The organism is Paraliobacillus salinarum (assembly GCF_014083865.1).
Classification (GTDB): Bacteria; Bacillota; Bacilli; order Bacillales; family Amphibacillaceae; genus Paraliobacillus; species Paraliobacillus salinarum.
The window spans coordinates 190,846-209,208 of record NZ_JACEFA010000002.1; the positions used below are offsets into that span (position 1 = coordinate 190,846).

Genomic DNA, 18,363 nt, shown 5'->3' on the forward strand with positions numbered 1-18,363 from the left:
GCACTTACCTGAATTAACAAACACATCTTCAACTAACTACTAATCCACTAAACTAGTTTTCATTAAAAATACATGGCTTAATTTCTAAAAATCAAACCACTACTCCTAGCTCTAAGCCAGGAGCAGCTGTTTTTTTCTTACAAAGTTAGTTCTCCATGACACCTAACTTCGACTCTTGATAAACAATTTTCATCAATACATCTTTCAACTCAATCGCTGAATAGGTTTCAAATTGATTGATTAATTGTGTCAATTGTTCTGAATCTATAACCATTGTTCGACCAACATAAATCTTTTCGAACACTTCATCTGGATGTACTTCGTTTTCTCCGAGTAACTCTTCAAACATTTTCTCACCAGGACGAATGCCTGAATAAGCAATGGATATCTCATCTTCTGTATAGCCAGATAGTTTAATTAAGTTTTTCGCAAGGTCAACAATTTTGACTGGTTCACCCATGTCTAAGACGAAAATTTCTCCACCGTGCGCTAGTGTTCCCGCTTGAATGACTAAACGAGATGCTTCTGGAATTGTCATAAAGTAACGTGTCATGTCAGGGTGGGTAACCGTGACAGGTCCGCCTCTTTCAATTTGCTTCTTAAATAACGGGATAACACTTCCACGACTTCCAAGTACATTGCCAAATCGTACAGCAACAAATTTTGTTTGGGATTGTTGGGCTAAGCTTTGGACAACCATTTCGGCTACACGTTTCGTTGCCCCCATCACGTTCGTTGGGTTTACTGCTTTATCTGTTGATACTAATACAAATGTATTGACACCAAATGCGTCTGCCGCTTCTGCAACATTCTTCGTACCGATCACATTGTTCTTAATTGCTTCATGTGGGTTATATTCCATCAATGGCACATGTTTGTGTGCTGCGGCATGATAAATAATCGTAGGTTGATAAGTTTCTACAATTTCAAAAACTCGTTTACGATCTTGCACATCACCTATAATTGGAATGATTTCTGTATTCATTTCCGCAAACTTCTCACGTAGCTCCATATCAATCGTGTAAATACTAAATTCACCATGGCCGACTAACACAATTCTACTTGGTGTAAAACGCATTAACTGTCTACAAATCTCTGACCCAATCGATCCACCAGCACCGGTTACCATTACCGTGTTGTTGGTCACATATTCAGATATTTTAGTAATGTCTAATTTTACTGGCGCACGACCTAGTACATCTTCTACATCCACACTTCGTAATGCAGAGACAGATACACGTCCACTTGCCAAGTCTTCAATTTTTGGTAGCATTTGTACTTTTGCTTCGGTTTGATTACATCTGCCAATTACTTCTGATAATTCACCGTTGGTTAAAGATGGAATCGCAATAACAATATGTTCTATTCCGAATTTTTCGACAATAGACGGAATGTGTTCGGTAGAATGGATCACCGGTATACCGTAAATCTCCATTTTATGTTTGGTAAAGTCATCATCTACAAAAGCTACTGGACAAAGATCTGTGTGATGTGGTTCGTTTTTTAATTGCCTGGCGATCATTGCACCTGCAGATCCAGCACCTACAATTAATGTACGCTTTTGCTCTATTTTCGGAGCCATAAATCGATCGCGATAAACACGCCAAACAAAACGTGAACCTCCAATAAGAAATACGTGTAATAGCCAAGTGACAATTAGAGCACGTTTATAAATAGTAAAATCATTAACAAGAAATTGAATAATAGCTGTAACTATAACGGATAAACTGATTGCTTTAACAATAGCTACTAATTCGCCAACACTCGCATAAGCCCAAACTTTATGATATAACTTGTATCGCATTGCGAATAAGTGGTGGCATATCAATAAAGAAAACGAACTTATGATAAGCACATTAATTGATCCAGAAGAGATGCTAGGATATACTATCCATGATGCTATAAAGATTGCAGAAGCAATAATTAATGAGTCTAATACCATAAGAAACATCATTCTTGTACGATGATAAGACATTTAGTTTCCTTCTTTCTGTTTTAACCAAGCGAACGGCTCGCATTGGTTTTTTTCTCGTGAGTTTTTATGTAAAAATTCATAATAAAAGAAGGGAGCAGAATCCCCGCCACTCCCTTATACACTTTTACTTGTTCTCTTCAGCTAATAATTCTTGCAATACGTTTCTCACTTCTGCACCAATTTCCTTGTTTTGTAGCGCAAATTCGATGGTTGTTTTGACAAAACCTAATTTCTCTCCAACATCATGGCGATGCCCTTGGAAATCGTATGCATACACTTTTTGAATTTCATTTAACATTTGAATCGCGTCAGTTAATTGAATTTCGCCACCTGCACCGATTTGTTGGCGGTCAAGAAAACGGAAAATTTCTGGTGTAAATACGTAGCGCCCCATAATGGCAAGGTTTGATGGCGCTGTACCTTGAGCTGGCTTCTCTACGAAATTACTCACTTGATAACGGCGACCATTCTGTTCACTTGGATCAACAATACCATAACGATGTGTTTCGTCTTCTGGTACTTGTTGTACTCCAATAACAGATGATTCTGTTTCTTCGTATTGGTTAATCAATTGCTTTAAGCACGGTACATCACTTTGTACAATATCGTCACCTAATAAAACAGCAAACGGTTCATCACCAATAAATTTACGCGCACACCAAACCGCGTGACCCAATCCTTTTGGTTCTTTTTGGCGAATATAATGAATGTCTGCTAGCTTTGTAGATTGTTCTACTTTTTGTAGCAAATCATTTTTTCCTTTTTCACGAAGGTTTTGTTCTAATTCAGGAGCGAAATCAAAGTGATCTTCAATCGCACGCTTCCCTTTACCTGTTACGATGATAATGTCTTCAATTCCTGAAGCAACCGCTTCTTCTACAATATATTGAATCGTTGGTTTATCAACGATTGGCAGCATTTCTTTTGGCATTGCTTTCGTTGCTGGTAAAAACCTTGTACCAAGCCCAGCTGCTGGGATTATTGCCTTTCTTACCTTTTTCATTAGATTTTTCTCTCCTTCATCAATTATCAAACATACTTTCCAGACAAGCTTATCTTATTTGGGTAATCTAAAACAAGCCTAAGATTTTTTTCTTCTTTGGTTTCATTGGTTCGTCTCCAATGACAGTATCATCATTGATCATATATTGCGCATTTTCGGTAAAGTAATAAAGCATGCCGTGGCCAAATGTTTCTTGAATCACTTGGTTCGCCTCTTTCATACGAAATCCACGTGTCGTCGTGTTATGCGCATCTGAAGCGATAAAATGTGTTAAGTTCCATTCGATTAGCTCATGGGTGAACTTCTTAATTTTTTTCCCGAAATGACCTGTTACACTCGCTGCAGTAATTTGTGTTAGTGCACCGTTTTTAACTAGTTCATACAATATTGTCGGGTCTTCCATTATTGTTTTATTTCGTTCAGGGTGAACAATAATAGGCTTCAAATCGTTCACTTGCATATCAAATAATAATTGTTTGGCATAGCGCGGAACACTATTCGATGGAAACTCAACGAATACATAACGAGTCGTTTTGTTTAGCGGAAGGACAATACCTTCATCATAATCTTCAATGATTTCCCCGTATATACGTGATTCCTGTCCGGGTAGAACAGTGAGCGGAATATCTTCCTGCTGTAACCTATTATTCAATTGTTCTACTAATGGTAGAATGATTTCTTTCGTATTATCATAACGTCCGTTCTTATGATGTGGCGTAGCAATGATTGTATGTATGCCTTCTGCCACAGCTGCTCGTGCCATTGCGACACTTTCTTCCATATGTTTCGCTCCGTCATCTATACTTGGTAGAATATGAGAATGAATGTCGATCATACACGCACAACCTTTTCAATGATCTATATTTAAACAATAGTTTTATTATAGCAGGTATAGAATGTGTTTGAAATAGTCAATTGCTTTTCAGAACCAAAAAAGAAAGTAGTTCATTTTACCTAAAATAAACTACTTTCTTTTTATGAGTTTTTCTTTATCTTGAGAAAAGGGGATTCGTTTTATTGTGTTTTAATACGGATAACTAACAGAGTAAGTCTTTTCTAGATACATAAGTCCTGGTATCCTCTTTTATTTATGGGTTTATTTTACTAGCAGAAAGTTGTTGTGCAAGCGATATTTGTTTGTTGTGCTGGCAGATTAACTATACATTCTTAAGAACGTTTTTTTCTTCGGACGGATTGGTTCTTCTTCAATTATTATTTCTCCTCGGGTAACCGTTGTCGCATTTTCTGTGAATTGTGATGCTGTATCTTTACCAAATGTTCGATAAACGGTTGCCATTGCTTCTTTTAAATAATAATCCTTATGGTTTGTTGCACCCGAAGCAATAAAATGAACGAGGTTGTATTCAATCATTTTGTTTATGAATTTACGTGTTTTATGTCCTTTCTTTCCTATAACGGTTTGTGCAGATACTTCAATGAGTGCACCATTTTTGACTAGTTCATACAGGACATCTAATCGTTCGTTGATAATAATGTTTTTTTGCGGATCGGAAAAGATCGGCTTTATTCCTTTTAATTGTAAATCATAGATTAGTTGCATCGTGTAGTTGGGTAAGTGGTTTGTTGGTAAATCAATTAATAAATAACTAGAGGAGCGATTTAATTGTAGCCATTGATTTCTTTCTAGACCTTTTACAATGTCTCCGTGAAGGCGGAGATTCTGTCCTGGTAGAACGGTGAGTGGAATGTTGTATTCGATTAGCTTAGCGTTTAGGTTTTCCACTTTTGCTAAAACTTGATCAGCAGGATTGTGATGCTTACCATTTAAATGATTTGGGGTAGCTATTATCACCTCTACTCCTTGCTTGGCTGCTTGTTGTGCAATTTTAATACTATCTTGCATATGGCGCGCTCCATGATCGGAATCTGTTAAAATATGAGTATGTATATCTATCACTAGTTCGAAAGCCTCCTATATATTATCACTAATTTAAGTTTTTAAGTAGATATTTTATACTACCATCATATCATTTACTAGTTGTCGAAGGGATAGAAGCTTTGTCATATTGCGTTTTCTGTTTGACAGATTTTTCAGATGAGGATGAAGGACTATTTTTTGAAATAGGCATGAAAAAACGCCGAAATCTATAATGATAGAAATTCGGCGTTTTATTTGTTGGTACGATAAGTTATGGATTTCAATTAACCGCCATAATAGTAATGGTAGTCAGATCCTTTTTTCATTTCGCGGTCATTTAGTACAGCACCTAGTAGTTTAGCTTTTGCTGGTTGTAATAGGTCGCGTGCTTTCTGAGCCGCTTCGTAATCTGTTTGCTTGCTTCGAAGTACTAAGATAGAGCCGTCACAAACGTTTGCTAGAATCTGTGCATCGGTGACTGCCAGTACAGGTGGCGTGTCAAATAGGATCATATCATAGTATTCACATGCGCGATCGACTACTCTTTGCATTGCTTTTGAACCTAGTAATTCAGACGGGTTAGGTGGAATCGGTCCACAAGTTAGAATATCTAGTTCTGGTATATCGGTTTTGTTGATTGAATCTTCTAAGGTCGTTTCACCAACTAGAACGCTACTGAGACCGCGACGATTATCTACACGAAATGTATAGTGTACGGTCGGCTTACGCATATCACCATCGACAAGCAGTACTTTCTTCCCTTGTTGGGCGAACACAATTGCTAGATTGGCAACCGTTGATGATTTCCCCTCTGCCGGTGCTGATGAAGTTACTAATATTTTCTTCATTTCATCATCGATGGATGAGAATTGAAGGTTTGTTCTGATTGTTCGATATTGCTCAGATATCGGGGATTTCGGGTTTAATTTTGTAATTAAATGACGCATCGTTGTATTTCTCGTTTGCTTTTTCTTTTTAGCCACTGAAAGTCCCCCTCTCTCGTTTCCGTATGCTTGGTGATTGGTACTCAATCGATGACAAGTCAGATTCCTTGATGTGTGCAATCGTACCGATTACTGCTAATCCTATTTTTTGTTCTACATCTTGTTCGGTTTTTAGTGTGTTATCCATGTATTCTAGTACAAAGGCTAACCCGATTCCTGCCATCGCTCCTACTACAAGTGCAATTGCGATGTTAAGTAATGGCTTTGGGCTAACTGGCGCTGGATCAGGTGCTAATTCCGCCTCAGATAGAATACTAACATTGTCTACGTTCATTAGATCATCAATGTCTTCTTGGAAAACTTCTACTGTTTTATTGGCTATGGCTACTGCTGTCGCTGGATCTGCATCTGTTGCGGTGACAGTAACTACTTGTGAATTCTGCTCACTATTGACATTGATTTTTTCTCTTAATTCTCCTGATGAGATTGTTAAGTCTAGTTCGTCAACAACTTTATCTAAAATTCGTGGACTACGAATCACTACGTTATATGTATTGATAATCTCCACATTGGAACGAATCTCGTTAACATCTACACTGTTATTCTCTGATGATTTCTGATTCACAATGAATTGTGAACTAGATTGATAGGTTGGTGTAAGTAAGAAGTATGTAACTAGACCACTGATAAGTGCTGCTCCAAGAGTAAATATGACGATGAGGCCTATCCGCTTCTTTAACACCTCCATTATTTCTTTTAATGATATTGTTTCTTCCATACTTGCCGGTCCCCCTGCATGTTAATTATTGTTATTTTGATCTTTTTTACTCATACATTCGAAATTATATCACATTGTTTTACTTTTTTGGATAGTATTTTTTTGGAGTGCAATATTTTTGTGGAAATTTGGAATGGGAGTTGGGATTTGGGAGTAGGAGTGTGAGTGTGGTTTCAAGGGTTGGGGCGTTGGGGTCAGACCCAAATGTCCCATTTTTCACCGGATTGGGACATTCGGGTCTGACCCCGTTGTCCCATTCGTGTGAGAATGTGTATACTTATGTTAGATAAATTGATGGATAGGAGGAATTGGAAATGACTAATGAATTGGATCGTAAGTCTGATTATTCAATTAATGAACAATTTACAAAACGATGGTCGCCAAGAGCATTTCGTGATGAGGAGGTTCCTGAAGAGCTAATATTTCGCACATTAGAAGCTGCACGTTGGGCACCTTCTAGTATGAATATTCAGCCATGGCGTTTTATTGTTGCAAGAACAAAGGAAGATCGCGAGAAATTTCATTCATTTATTATGGAGGGTAACAGAGTGTGGTGTGAAAATGCACCCGTGCTTATTTTATTTATTTCAGAGAAAAAGGGTGGCTCACACGCATTCGATACTGGAATATCTTTTGGATTCTTCGCGTTGCAAGCACTTGAGAATGGATTAGTTACTCATCCGATGGGTGGATTTGACAAAGAAAAAGCACGTGATGTATTAGGTATTCCTGACAATTATCAATTACATGCCGTAGTTGCTCTAGGATATCAAGGAGATAAAGCTTCCTTATCCCCTGAATTACAAGAAAGAGAAACACCTTCCACACGAAGACCACTGAAAGAATCCATACACCAAGGAACGTTTTAATCAGAGCGGGACATTGGGGTCAGACCCTTTTGTCCCGTTTTTTTGGGGCAGAAGGGTCTGACCCCAATGTCCCATGTAAATATTGTTACATTTCGAAATCGTGACTTTTGTCTCTATTACATTTTTCCTAAAATAAGTTGGAATTTCGTTATATTTTGGTATAATATATAGAAAATACATATCCGGTTTACCGACAACGGCAAACTTATCGAAAGGTAAGGACGCAAAGCGATGGGTCTAAAGTTTTGAATGTTTCAAAGCATTTTAATTCAATGATTGCCAAGCTACCGAAGCACTCCATTGAAAAGGTGAACCCACTAGGTTAGGTGTGTTCATCTTTTTCATTCATAAGGTATGATTAACAAGGAGTTGTGTATATGTTAATTGATACAGTGATTGAAGAAGAAAAATTCCACCACCATTTTCAACCTATTTTTTGTACGAATTCACAAGAGAAAATCGGTTATGAAGTTTTATTACGTTCTAATTTGCATGATAGTCCGTTATATACGTTTCAAGAGGCGAAGAAGGCTAACCGCTTGTACGATCTAGATACGATGTCTATAGAGAAAGCTGTAGCAACTTTTTGTTCATCAGTTATAAGCAAATACAAAGCGGTACTGTTTTTGAATGTCTTCCCTTCTACCATTGTCCAACATAATTTCGAACATTTTCTTGAAAGTGTATTAGTAGATAACGAGATTAGCAAAGAACAAGTGGTGTTAGAAATTTCTGAATCAGAATTGATTGAAGATCCAGCATTATTTAAGAGACATATCATATGGTTAAAAAATCAAGGATATATGTTTGCCTTAGACGATGTCGGAAAAGGGTATGCTAATTTTGATATGTTGATCCATCTAGAGCCGGAATATATTAAGCTTGATCGGCTTTTTTCTGAGCGTTTAGATCAAACCAAAAAGAAACAAAATCTGATTCGTTTTTTTCTGCAATATTGTAGAGAGAATACTATCAACCTTATATTAGAGGGGGTGGAAACGAAAGAAGAGCTTCAAGTCGCTAAATCACTTGGCGTATCATACATACAAGGATTTTTGTTAGGTAGACCAAACAACATACAACATTGGGAATAAAATGAGCCAGCGGGTTCTGTCCTCGCTGGCCCATTTTTTGGGACAAAGGGGTCTGACCCCAATGTCCCAAAATCGGTGACCATTTGTAGGAGAGGATGATTGTTTAATGAGTAATTTTTGTAAATCGTGTGGGAGAGAGTTAAAGGAGGGGGCACGTTTTTGTCCTGAATGTGGAACACCTGTTGCAGCTAAGGAAGAGCAAAAAGTTTCTGCTTCTGCGCCGGCATCTGAGCCAAAGGAATCTTTAATCGATCGGATAAAGCGCGCACCTAAGAAACAAAAAATTATTGCTGCTAGTGTAATTGCAATTATTATTTTATTTGTAGGAACTTATCAAGTTGGCGCAATGCTGACTGACAAGGATCGTGTCGTTGATAAATTTGAAGAAGCACTCATTAATAAAGATGCTACGGCAATGAAAAAGTTAGTAGAATCTAGTGACAAGCAATTAAAAATTACCAAAGATGATATCAAGTCATTTATGAAGGTAATGGAAGATGTTCCGTCACAGCAACAATATTTTATTGATGAATTAAATGCACAAAGTTTAGCTTATGAGTCGAATTATGAGCCAAACTTAAATAGTATTTTTTCATTAGTTAAAAAAGGAAAAACCGCACTTATTTTCGATAAATATGTAATAGAAGTAATGCCCTTTTATGTTGAAGTTGGAACTAACATGAAAGATGCGCAAATTTTGTTGAATAATGACGAAGTTGCAACAAGTGATTCTAATGATTTTGTAAAAGAGATTGGTCCATTATTCCCTGGAGTTTATAGCGTATCTGCCAATTACAAAAACGATTACGCTGCACTAGAAAACCAGGTTAATGTGAGTTTGCTTGACCCTTATACGCAAGCACAATACCTTGACTTGTCTTTATATGGTGAATATGTTTCTTTCGACATGGAGTATGAAGACATTGCGTCCGATATAACTTATTTTGTAAATGATAAAGAGATTGCACTTGATGATGAGGAAGAATTCGGTCCGGTTTCTATCGATGGATCAATTGAGGCATACGGTAAATTGACTTTGCCATGGGGTGAAGTGACATCTAAGAAAACACCAATTGAAGGCATTTACACAGATTTAGAAGTACCTTTGCCTGTTTCCGAAGAAGTAGCAACTGAAATTATTAACACGATTCACACATACGGAGGAGAATTTTCAGCAGCATATAAAAATATGGACGCAGAAAAGTTCACCTCTGTGACTAAGTCATATAAAAATGATGAAGCTTCTGACATCGAATATATGCAGGATTATGATCGTCGATGGAAAGGAACCTATCAGAAGACGATTGTCGACTTAGAGAGTTTTTATGCTTTTGAGTATGACGGCAACTATGGCATAGAGGTTAATGCACAGTTACACTTCGCTGATTCCGCTTCTTATTACACAGATGATGAAGAAGTCGAAATAGAAGACGTCGCGGAAAATCTAGAAATTGAATTGCATTATGACCCAGAGAATAAAGCATGGCTCGTCAATGACATTAGCGAACTATGGGATTTCGAAGCAACAAACACAGAAGAAAGAACAGTTAAAACACAATAGAGCAATGGAGTGGCGGGACATTGGGGTCAGACCCTTTTGTCCCACTCTACTGATTTAAATCAAGCTATAGAAAAGGGAGAGTGTTGTTATGTATTGTAAAAATTGTCAGGCACCGTTAGAGACGGATGCGAAATTTTGTGTAAATTGTGGTGCGAAGGTTACGGAAACATCAAACCAAACAGAGGGAACTGTAGCTGAGCATGACCAGGTTGCGGCTACAAATGCTGGCATAAGCACAGAGAATAATCAAGGAACCTCAACTAATAGCAACACAGATAACAAAGCAACAGCGAATGAATATGTGGATCAAGGAAAAGAAGTAGCCAAAAAATATTGGAGCTTCCTACCTCAAGCAGTCTTGCATCCATACGCAACAAGTAAACGAGTGAATGAAGAAGGTATGATTAATGCTATTATCACACTAGTACTATTCTCATTATTTATTCCATTATCCTCCTACATTGGCGTAAGCACTTATTTTAGAGCACCATTTTTCGACACAGTACTGAAGCCGTTTGTTATTATGCTCCTGTTCTTTGCATTATTGATCGCTGTGAAGTTCGGTGTAGCAAAACTTATGAAAGCAAATATCAGCTTTATTGGCGTGCTAGCACGCTTTGGAACATTAATGGTCGTACCAACAATTTTTGTTTTAGCGTCAATTATCTTCATGTTCCTAAGCAGTTATACATTTAGTGTATTATTGATGGTTTGTGCAATTAGTTTTGCATCTATTGCAAGTATGGCAACTATTTTCTCTATTAAAGAAAAAGCTGTAGGCAGAGGCGGATTAGATGTGATTTACGGAGTGATTATCACATATGTCGCAATGATGATCATTTTATTTATTATCGGTGACAGCATCATGGGCCGATTAATCGGTGACATTCAAAATAACCTATATTTCTAGTAAATATGCCATTGGGGTGAGCCCCGATGGTTTATTTTTTTGAGGTATGTCGGCCTGATTGGAAAATGGGACATTGGGGACTGACCCCAATGTCCCATTTTGTTTTTTTGTTTTGAGGTGTGATATAGCTCACAGTATTTTTCATTCCTTACGTGCTAAACTATCAAATAAATACTAGATATAGTAATTAGCGCGGTGCACGCGTACAATATATTGTAATAGGAGTGGATTTTATGCTAACCATGCCAACGCTCACGAAGCAGACAGAAGATCATTTACTAGAGGCGCTAGATCAAATTGTTGATTCTAGTAACCAGGATTTAATTCAAGAGAATGCGAATGTTGACGGACAATCTCCGATGGGACAAATGTCGAAATTTGCATCAGAAGCAGCAAAACATTATGCAAAGAAAGTGATGCTAAGCCCGGATATTACACAAGCGATGGACGAGAATTTTATTCATCCGCATGATCTTGATTTCATGCCGACAGGTACGACAACGTGCTGTCAGATTCCATTAGGAGAAATTTTAAAAGGTGGTTTTAATACTGGCCACGGCTTTATGCGTGAGCCAAATGATATCTTGAGCGCAATGGCACTTGCTTCGATTATTTTTCAATCAAATCAAAACATGCAACATGGTGGACAAAGTTATCCGATGTTCGATAAGGATCTAGCACCATATGTACATAAAACGTTCAAAAAACATAAAAAGCGCATTGTAAAATACGCAACAAACCTGACTGAGGAAGCACTCCTTGAAGCTGCTTGGAACGAAACAGATCGTGACGTCTATCAAGCATGTGAAGCTTTTGTTCACAATTGTAACTCAATGCACTCGCGCGGTGGTGGACAAGTTCCATTCGTATCGGTCAATTATGGAACAGATACTTCAGACGAAGGTCGCTTATTTGTGAAAAATCTATTACGTGCAACAAAAGCAGGTCTTGGTAATGGCGAAACACCTATTTTTCCAATTCAAATTTTCAAAATGAAAAAAGGCGTAAACTTTGAAGCAGGCGAGCCAAACTATGATCTCTATCAATTAGCACTAGAAACGACTGCCGAGCGTTTATTCCCGAATTTCAGTTTCATCGATTCTACTTTTAACGGGCAATATTATGATGGCACACCAGAATCCGAGGTTGCGTATATGGGTTGCCGCACGCGTGTGATGGGCAATCGTCATGGCGAGGAAAACGGAATTAAACGCGGTAATCTATCATTTACATCGATTAACTTAGTAAAAATAGCATTGACGTCTTATGATACGGATAGTTTTTTTGAAAAATTAGATCATTATATTGATCTTGTTATTAAACAATTGTTGGAGCGTTATGCTTTTCAAATTAAGAAAAAAGCCCAGCACTTCTCGTTCTTATACAGCCAAGGTGTTTGGAAAGACAGTGAAAAATTAGCTGCGGAAGATGAACTGGAAGAGGTATTGAAGCACGGTACATTGAGTATCGGCTTTATCGGATTGGCCGAAGCGTTAAAAGCATTAGTTGGTGAGCATCACGGAGAATCTGAAGCCGCATTTGACTTGGGTTATCAAATCGTTTCTCATATGCGGGACCGTGCGGACCAAGCTGCAGATCAATATGATTTGAATTTTTCTCTAATTGCAACACCAGCAGAAGGTCTATCAGGAAAATTTACCCGCAGCGATCAAAAGGAATTCGGTATTATTTCTGGTGTAACGGAGCGTGATTATTATACGAATTCGTTCCATGTTCCGGTTTATTATACTATTCGTGCGATTGATAAAATCCGCAAAGAAGGTGCTTTCCATAAATTGTGTAACGGCGGGCACATTTCATATGTTGAATGTGATGGCGATGTTTCAAAAAATACAAAAGCACTTGATACGTTAGTGAAAGCGATGGCTATGAGTGATTTCGGCTATGGGTCGATTAACCATCCAGTCGATCGTTGTAAAACTTGTGGTTATACTGGAATAATTGATGAATCTTGTCCAAAATGTGAAAATGATGATCAGGAAAAGGTTGAACGTATTCGCCGTATTACCGGTTATCTTGTTGGAGATATGAAGAAATGGAATTCCGCTAAGCGCGCGGAAGAAAGTCAACGTGTGAAGCACCAAACGAGTCGTGCTGGTGTTAGCGGTGGCGGTGATGCTGATGCTTGTGCTGAGGCTGTCGCTAGGACTGATGCTGTGATGAAAAGTGATGAGCATTCATGAGAGTAATGAACATTTTACATGATTCTGTTGTAGATGGTGAGGGGTTGCGTACAGTGATTTTCTTTGCTGGCTGCCCTCACTTCTGCAAAGGATGCCACAACCCAGCAAGCTGGAATATACGTAACGGAACAGAAATGACGATTGATGAAGTCGTTGAGGAAGCGGGAAACAACCCGCTAACCGATATTACCTTATCTGGAGGAGAGCCATTTTTTCAAGCAGAAGAAGTCGTTGAAGTGGCGAAACGATTGAAATCGATGGGTAAACACATCTGGGCCTACAGCGGATTTACATTAGAACAACTACAGCAATCAGACAATCCTTACCAAAGGGAATTGCTATGCTATTGTGACGTTCTTGTCGACGGACCATTCGTACTAGCAGAAAAAGATCTATCACTTAAATTCAGAGGAAGCCGCAACCAACGCATCCTCCATCTATAATGGGACATTGGGGTCAGACCCAAATGTCCCATTTTGTTTGTTCTGGGACGCTGGGGTCTGACCCCAATGTCCCACCACTTCCCCATCGTTACGCTCGTCTGAAGTTTCTCGTTTGATTGTCTGGGGTATATTAGGGATAGAAAGAGGTGATTTATCACATGATACATATTCTGGCGGTAAACAAGCAGCAACAACTTATTAAAGTAGATTCCATCGAGGATTTGTCTAGTATAGATTTCGAATGGTATTGGATTGACTTTGACCAGCCGACAGCTGATGAGGTTATTCATCTTGAAAAAACACTGCACTTCCATCCTTTAGCCATTGAGGATTGTTTACAAACCTTGCAACGCGCCAAACTCGATTATTACGACGATTTCAGTTTTTTTATTATGCATGCGATCGAACCGGCTACTTTAAGTCAGCTCGAACACGATTTTTTTCTAAGCGAAAAAGCGATTGTTACATTCCACAACCAAGCGTCTATTCAAATTAATCAAGTATGGCAACGTGTAGCACAATTACGCGAAGAGCAATTGGGTAAATGGGATTCTTATCGTGTATTCTATGAAATCTTAGACAAAATTGTTGATCACTATTTTCCAATTGTCTATTCGATTGAGGATGAATTAAACGAGGTTGAGGATAATCCGAATGACGAAACGATGCCTGTTTTGTTAGATAATCTATTTGACATTAGACACCAGTTATTGCAACTTCGACATACGATCAATCCTGTTCGTGATTTATTTTATCGTATGCTGAATTCGAGTCATCTTCAAGGCATCAAGGATCGTCGAGCGTATTTTACTGATATCTATGATCACTTATTAAAACTATCTGAAATGGTTGCTTCTAATCGCGAAATTGCTAATGATATTCGTGATAATTATTTATCATTAAACTCACATCAAACAAATGAGGTCATGAAAGTACTGACGATTATTACATCTATCTTTGCTCCACTCACTTTAATTGCAGGCATCTATGGAATGAACTTCACTTATATGCCAGAGCTTCAAACAGATGCAGGGTACTTTGTTACATTAGCTGTGATGGTCGCAATCGCAATTACCATGTTCTCTTGGTTCAAACGCAAAGGCTGGTTTTAATGGAACATTGGGGTCAGACCCGTGCGCCCCATTGGGACAAATGGGTCAGACCCCAATGTCCCACCACCGCCACTGCAACAGTCGATTTCTTTGCAAATTTTCTTTTTTGGGGTATAATATATTTCGAGTTACGAAGGAAAGAAGGAAGGAATATATATGCCTAACACGCAGCAAGCAAAAGCAACAATAACAAAAGAAAAAATTTGGACGAAAGATTTTGCCCTTATTTGTGCGGCAAACTTTTTTATTTTCTTAGGGTTTCAAATGACATTACCCACTATCCCATTATTTGTTCAACACCTCGGTGGTAGTGATCAATTAATCGGTATTATAACTGGTATTTTTACATTTTCTGCACTATTATTCCGCCCATACGCAGGACATGCATTAGAGTCAAAAGGTCGACAATTTGTCTACATGATCGGTTTAGGAATTTTCGTCTTGTCTGTCGGTTCTTATTCATTTATCGCAAGCATCGGGTTTCTAATCGCAATGCGTATGTTACAAGGAGTTGGTTGGGGATTCTCCACAACGGCGACTGGTACGATTGCGACAGACTTAATTCCACCAAGTCGCCGCGGGGAAGGAATGGGCTATTTTGGTCTTTCAGGTAACCTTGCACTTGCCTTTGGACCCGCACTTGGCCTGACTCTAGTTGGCACGATAACATTTTCTCAATTATTTATGATATGTGCCGCGCTTGGATTAGTTGCATTTTTGTTATCCTCACAGATTCAATACAAAAAAGTCGAACAATCCGAGCATAAAGCGACAACAGTTAAGTTCGATATTTTCGAAAAAAGTGCAATTACACCAGCTACATTACTATTTTTTATTACCGTAACGTTTGGTGGTATTGCATCTTTCCTCCCTTTATACACAGCACAAAAAGGGATGGATGGCATTGAGATTTATTTCTTAGTTTATGCGTTATTCTTAATGTTTTCTCGAACATTCGCAGGCAGATTATATGATCAAAAAGGACATATCGCGGTGTTTTTACCCGGAGCATTACTCATTTTCTCTGCAATGCTTTTACTTGTATGGCTTCCTAGCACCACTATTTTATATACTGCCGCTGCGCTATACGGCCTCGGATTCGGTAGTGTGCAACCAGCGCTTCAAGCGTGGGCGGTCGATCAAGCTGCATCCAATCGAAAAGGAATGGCAAACGCGACTTTCTTTGCCTTTTTTGATATGGGGGTTGGAATCGGTGCGATGACATTCGGAGTAATTGCGTCAAGCTTCGGTTACAGCTATATCTATTTAACAGCAGCGTGCTCCGTACTTGTTGCGATGCTGCTATATGTCATGTTACTTTTCAAAGGAAAAAAACAAGGACAAGCAGTTTGACAAAAAAGCACCCTATAAGGAGAAGACAATTTTATACGTCTACCTTATAGGGTGCTTTTGTTATGTCTTGATTTTTATTTAAACGTTGCTTTCATTCATTTTATTAATTTTTTTGTGTAAAAATAGCGTGTTCCATTTAATACAACATGTGGGATGTCGGGATATCTCTCAAGGAATGCTGGAATATCAATCTGGTTGATACAAATATAATGATGCAATTCTGCTTCTTTAATAAAAACTAACTGTTCTCTTTTGATAAACGTTTCTAACTCAGCTTGTTTGTTTACTGTTTGAAACTGTTTCAATCCTCCACCTATAAAAAAGCCCATTATTGCGATACCCAGCCCAATTGATACAAGAAAAAACTCCATCGATCCATCCCTTTCTTCTTAATAATTAAACAGAACAATATTTAAAAATGTGAAAAGGTGCCTGGTCTTACATCAAGATTATCTTGTTTAACTGCTTGAGATAATTCTCGCTTCAAATCATTCATTATATTTTCTAAACTTTCGCCTTGCTCATCTTTTTGATAAACACTTGTTAAAATCGCTTTCAATTTTTCTCCGTCTAATATTTTTTCATTACTCATATTAATCTGACTCTCCATTAACTAAATTTGTTTGATCAGCTAATTCCTGTTGTCTCGTATAAACAGCTTTAGAAAGTACTTTTTCTATTTCTTTTAATGCTTCTTCATCCGCATCCTGCAATATATAGCGAATCGTCTTCTTAATCGTCTTTGGAAACCTATGTAGTTGAAACAAACGATTCCACCTCAAATAAATAAATTAAAACCTTTTTTATAATATCATATCATCTGAGAAATGTTAACCTTTTTTATAAATATTGTAAAAAAACAAGGTCAAAAGCACGAAAATGGGGCATTGGGGTCAGACCCCAATGCCCCATTTGTGGGATTGTGATATAATGTTTAATTAGGGGAAATATAAAATCATATTCACTTTGGTAAGGATATATATTATAATTGATAGGTTATTATAACTTTCAACAAATATAAAGCTTGTAATAATTATAATCAATTTGTAATCAAAATATCATTTTACTTTTTCTTATTGAGTAGTAAAATAATGAAGTGTCTACTTATATAAAGGAGTTTATCTACGATGAAAAAAGATACACAGGCTTCTCGTATCCGTATGCGAAAAAATAAAAAAAGAAGAAAATATCTATACATTCTACTTCCAATTTTCATACTATTGATAAGTGCCGGTACATATTTAGGTGTCGTATGGTCCCAAGCACAAGGCATTCTTGCTGATTCATACCAAGATGATGGAAGAGAAAATGGTTCTGACTTGAGAGATAGCGGTGTTGACCCATCAGTTGATGATGTCTCCATTCTTTTTGTTGGTGTTGATCAAAGTGAAAAAAGAGCTGCTAAAAATCAAAGTAATGAACTTTCTGATGCGTTGATTTTAGCTACATTGAATAAAGACGATAAAAGCGTAAAACTATTATCTATTCCGCGTGATTCTTATGTTTATGTTCCAGAGTTAGGATACAAAACAAAAATAAATCATGCACATTCCGCTGGTGGTGTAAGAGCTTCAATTGAAACAGTCGAGCAACTTTTTGATATACCAGTTGATTACTACGTTAAACTTAACTTCAACGCATTTATTGATGTTGTTGATGAATTAGATGGAATTACCGTTGATGTCCCTTATGAATTGCATGAACAAGACTCAAGAGATAAATCTGATGCTATTCACTTACTACCTGGAGAACAATTATTAAATGGTGAAGAAGCACTTGCTTTAGCACGTACTCGTAAACAAGATAACGATATTGAACGAGGTAAACGTCAGCAAGAGATAATTAAAGCAATGGTCGATAAAGCCGTTTCATTTAATACCTTGCTTAATATACATGACTTGATGAAAGCTGTTGGTGATAATATGTCAACAAACATGTCATTTAACGAAATCAAAAGCTTCGTATCTTATGGAACAAAAGGAAATCTAGATATTGAATCATTAAGTTTAAAAGGGAATGACTTGTGGTCTGATCGCTATTATTACGAACTAAGTGAAGAAGATGTTCAAGAAAAACAACAGATTCTTAAACAACATCTTGGTCTCAGTGATTTTTCAACACAAAAAGAGGAAGAAAGCGATCTAGATAACTCAACTTCCTTGAATCAATAATTTTGAATAACTAGAAACCAAATTAAATATAGCTTAATTTATTAAATAGAGCAGTTGCGCAATAAGA

Annotated in this window: 17 protein-coding genes, 1 pseudogene and 1 riboswitch; of the genes and pseudogenes, 9 read left to right on the top strand and 9 right to left on the bottom strand. The window is 37.6% G+C overall.

The window, feature by feature from the left end; genetic code table 11:
• Positions 1 to 145: 145 nt before the first annotated feature.
• From HP569_RS03715 to HP569_RS03740, 6 genes are all read right to left on the bottom strand, one after another.
• Entirely contained in the window at positions 146 to 1,975 is a 1,830-nt protein-coding gene (locus tag HP569_RS03715; RefSeq protein WP_182199804.1) for a polysaccharide biosynthesis protein, read from the bottom strand.
• A gap of 124 nt (positions 1,976 to 2,099) precedes the next feature.
• A complete protein-coding gene (galU, locus tag HP569_RS03720) occupies positions 2,100 to 2,978 on the bottom strand; it encodes a UTP--glucose-1-phosphate uridylyltransferase GalU (protein WP_182199805.1) in 879 nt (292 codons plus the stop codon).
• Between the two features lie 67 nt (positions 2,979 to 3,045).
• Positions 3,046 to 3,813, bottom strand: a complete 768-nt coding sequence (locus HP569_RS03725; RefSeq protein WP_182199806.1) for a tyrosine-protein phosphatase — start codon at positions 3,811 to 3,813, stop codon at positions 3,046 to 3,048.
• A gap of 318 nt (positions 3,814 to 4,131) precedes the next feature.
• Complete coding sequence (locus HP569_RS03730; protein ID WP_182199807.1) at positions 4,132 to 4,896, bottom strand: tyrosine-protein phosphatase; 765 nt, start codon at positions 4,894 to 4,896, stop codon at positions 4,132 to 4,134.
• A 245-nt stretch (positions 4,897 to 5,141) separates the two neighbouring features.
• Complete coding sequence (locus HP569_RS03735) at positions 5,142 to 5,840, bottom strand: CpsD/CapB family tyrosine-protein kinase (protein WP_281366403.1); 699 nt, start codon at positions 5,838 to 5,840, stop codon at positions 5,142 to 5,144.
• Complete coding sequence (locus HP569_RS03740) at positions 5,833 to 6,579, bottom strand: YveK family protein (protein WP_182199808.1); 747 nt, start codon at positions 6,577 to 6,579, stop codon at positions 5,833 to 5,835. The genes HP569_RS03735 and HP569_RS03740 overlap by 8 nt, the downstream gene beginning before the upstream one ends.
• Positions 6,580 to 6,893: 314 nt before the next feature.
• On the opposite strand from HP569_RS03740, the gene HP569_RS03745 reads away from it, so the two are divergent.
• From HP569_RS03745 to HP569_RS03780, 8 genes and pseudogenes are all read left to right on the top strand, one after another.
• A complete protein-coding gene (locus tag HP569_RS03745) occupies positions 6,894 to 7,448 on the top strand; it encodes a nitroreductase family protein (protein ID WP_182199809.1) in 555 nt (184 codons plus the stop codon).
• 188 nt (positions 7,449 to 7,636) lie between these two features.
• Positions 7,637 to 7,740, top strand: a riboswitch (cyclic di-GMP riboswitch).
• An 85-nt stretch (positions 7,741 to 7,825) separates the two neighbouring features.
• Positions 7,826 to 8,542, top strand: a complete 717-nt coding sequence (locus HP569_RS03750) for an EAL domain-containing protein (RefSeq protein ID WP_182199810.1) — start codon at positions 7,826 to 7,828, stop codon at positions 8,540 to 8,542.
• Positions 8,543 to 8,648: 106 nt separating this feature from the next.
• The gene (locus HP569_RS03755) at positions 8,649 to 10,103 is read left to right on the top strand and encodes a zinc ribbon domain-containing protein (RefSeq protein WP_182199811.1); all 1,455 of its coding nucleotides are present in this window, start codon (positions 8,649 to 8,651) and stop codon (positions 10,101 to 10,103) included.
• Between the two features lie 88 nt (positions 10,104 to 10,191).
• Positions 10,192 to 11,013, top strand: coding sequence for a zinc-ribbon domain-containing protein (locus HP569_RS03760; protein ID WP_182199812.1), 822 nt, complete (start codon positions 10,192 to 10,194; stop codon positions 11,011 to 11,013).
• A gap of 242 nt (positions 11,014 to 11,255) precedes the next feature.
• Positions 11,256 to 13,118 (top strand): annotated as a pseudogene (locus HP569_RS03765) (anaerobic ribonucleoside triphosphate reductase); the annotation flags it as partial.
• A gap of 95 nt (positions 13,119 to 13,213) precedes the next feature.
• On the top strand, positions 13,214 to 13,660 hold the full coding sequence (nrdG, locus tag HP569_RS03770) for an anaerobic ribonucleoside-triphosphate reductase activating protein (protein WP_182199813.1): 447 nt from the start codon (positions 13,214 to 13,216) through the stop codon (positions 13,658 to 13,660).
• Between the two features lie 158 nt (positions 13,661 to 13,818).
• Positions 13,819 to 14,772: a magnesium/cobalt transporter CorA gene (corA, locus tag HP569_RS03775; protein ID WP_182199814.1), complete on the top strand. Its 954-nt coding sequence runs from the start codon at positions 13,819 to 13,821 to the stop codon at positions 14,770 to 14,772.
• Between the two features lie 156 nt (positions 14,773 to 14,928).
• Positions 14,929 to 16,125 carry an MFS transporter gene (locus HP569_RS03780; RefSeq protein ID WP_182199815.1) on the top strand — a complete coding sequence of 399 codons (1,197 nt, stop codon included), beginning with the start codon at positions 14,929 to 14,931 and terminating at the stop codon, positions 16,123 to 16,125.
• Positions 16,126 to 16,220: 95 nt separating this feature from the next.
• On the opposite strand, the gene HP569_RS03785 is transcribed toward HP569_RS03780, so the two are convergent.
• The 3 genes from HP569_RS03785 to HP569_RS03795 are packed head-to-tail and all read right to left on the bottom strand — an operon-like array spanning position 16,221 to position 16,892.
• The gene (locus tag HP569_RS03785; protein ID WP_182199816.1) at positions 16,221 to 16,496 is read right to left on the bottom strand and encodes a DNA-binding protein; all 276 of its coding nucleotides are present in this window, start codon (positions 16,494 to 16,496) and stop codon (positions 16,221 to 16,223) included.
• 41 nt (positions 16,497 to 16,537) lie between these two features.
• The gene (locus HP569_RS03790; RefSeq protein ID WP_182199817.1) at positions 16,538 to 16,717 is read right to left on the bottom strand and encodes a bacteriocin immunity family protein; all 180 of its coding nucleotides are present in this window, start codon (positions 16,715 to 16,717) and stop codon (positions 16,538 to 16,540) included.
• A gap of 1 nt (position 16,718) precedes the next feature.
• Positions 16,719 to 16,892, bottom strand: coding sequence for a hypothetical protein (locus tag HP569_RS03795; RefSeq protein ID WP_182199818.1), 174 nt, complete (start codon positions 16,890 to 16,892; stop codon positions 16,719 to 16,721).
• Positions 16,893 to 17,252: 360 nt separating this feature from the next.
• Here HP569_RS03795 and HP569_RS03800 point away from each other — a divergent pair, with 360 nt between their 5' ends.
• Positions 17,253 to 18,296 (top strand): LCP family protein, encoded by a 1,044-nt coding sequence (locus HP569_RS03800; RefSeq protein ID WP_182199819.1) that lies wholly within the window; start codon positions 17,253 to 17,255, stop codon positions 18,294 to 18,296.
• The last annotated feature ends 67 nt before the right edge of the window (positions 18,297 to 18,363 follow it).

Bases quoted from the DNA above. Each gene is read 5' to 3' on its own strand.
- HP569_RS03740 (WP_182199808.1), bottom strand. From the start codon at position 6,579: ATGGAAGAAACAATATCATTAAAAGAAATAATGGAGGTGTTAAAGAAG.
- HP569_RS03760 (WP_182199812.1), top strand. From the start codon at position 10,192: ATGTATTGTAAAAATTGTCAGGCACCGTTAGAGACGGATGCGAAATTT.
- HP569_RS03800 (WP_182199819.1), top strand. From the start codon at position 17,253: ATGAAAAAAGATACACAGGCTTCTCGTATCCGTATGCGAAAAAATAAA.
- HP569_RS03750 (WP_182199810.1), top strand. From the start codon at position 7,826: ATGTTAATTGATACAGTGATTGAAGAAGAAAAATTCCACCACCATTTT.
- HP569_RS03745 (WP_182199809.1), top strand. From the start codon at position 6,894: ATGACTAATGAATTGGATCGTAAGTCTGATTATTCAATTAATGAACAA.
- nrdG (WP_182199813.1), top strand. From the start codon at position 13,214: ATGAGAGTAATGAACATTTTACATGATTCTGTTGTAGATGGTGAGGGG.
- HP569_RS03715 (WP_182199804.1), bottom strand. From the start codon at position 1,975: ATGTCTTATCATCGTACAAGAATGATGTTTCTTATGGTATTAGACTCA.
- HP569_RS03790 (WP_182199817.1), bottom strand. From the start codon at position 16,717: ATGAGTAATGAAAAAATATTAGACGGAGAAAAATTGAAAGCGATTTTA.
- HP569_RS03780 (WP_182199815.1), top strand. From the start codon at position 14,929: ATGCCTAACACGCAGCAAGCAAAAGCAACAATAACAAAAGAAAAAATT.
- HP569_RS03725 (WP_182199806.1), bottom strand. From the start codon at position 3,813: ATGATCGACATTCATTCTCATATTCTACCAAGTATAGATGACGGAGCG.
- corA (WP_182199814.1), top strand. From the start codon at position 13,819: ATGATACATATTCTGGCGGTAAACAAGCAGCAACAACTTATTAAAGTA.
- HP569_RS03755 (WP_182199811.1), top strand. From the start codon at position 8,649: ATGAGTAATTTTTGTAAATCGTGTGGGAGAGAGTTAAAGGAGGGGGCA.
- HP569_RS03785 (WP_182199816.1), bottom strand. From the start codon at position 16,496: ATGGAGTTTTTTCTTGTATCAATTGGGCTGGGTATCGCAATAATGGGC.
- galU (WP_182199805.1), bottom strand. From the start codon at position 2,978: ATGAAAAAGGTAAGAAAGGCAATAATCCCAGCAGCTGGGCTTGGTACA.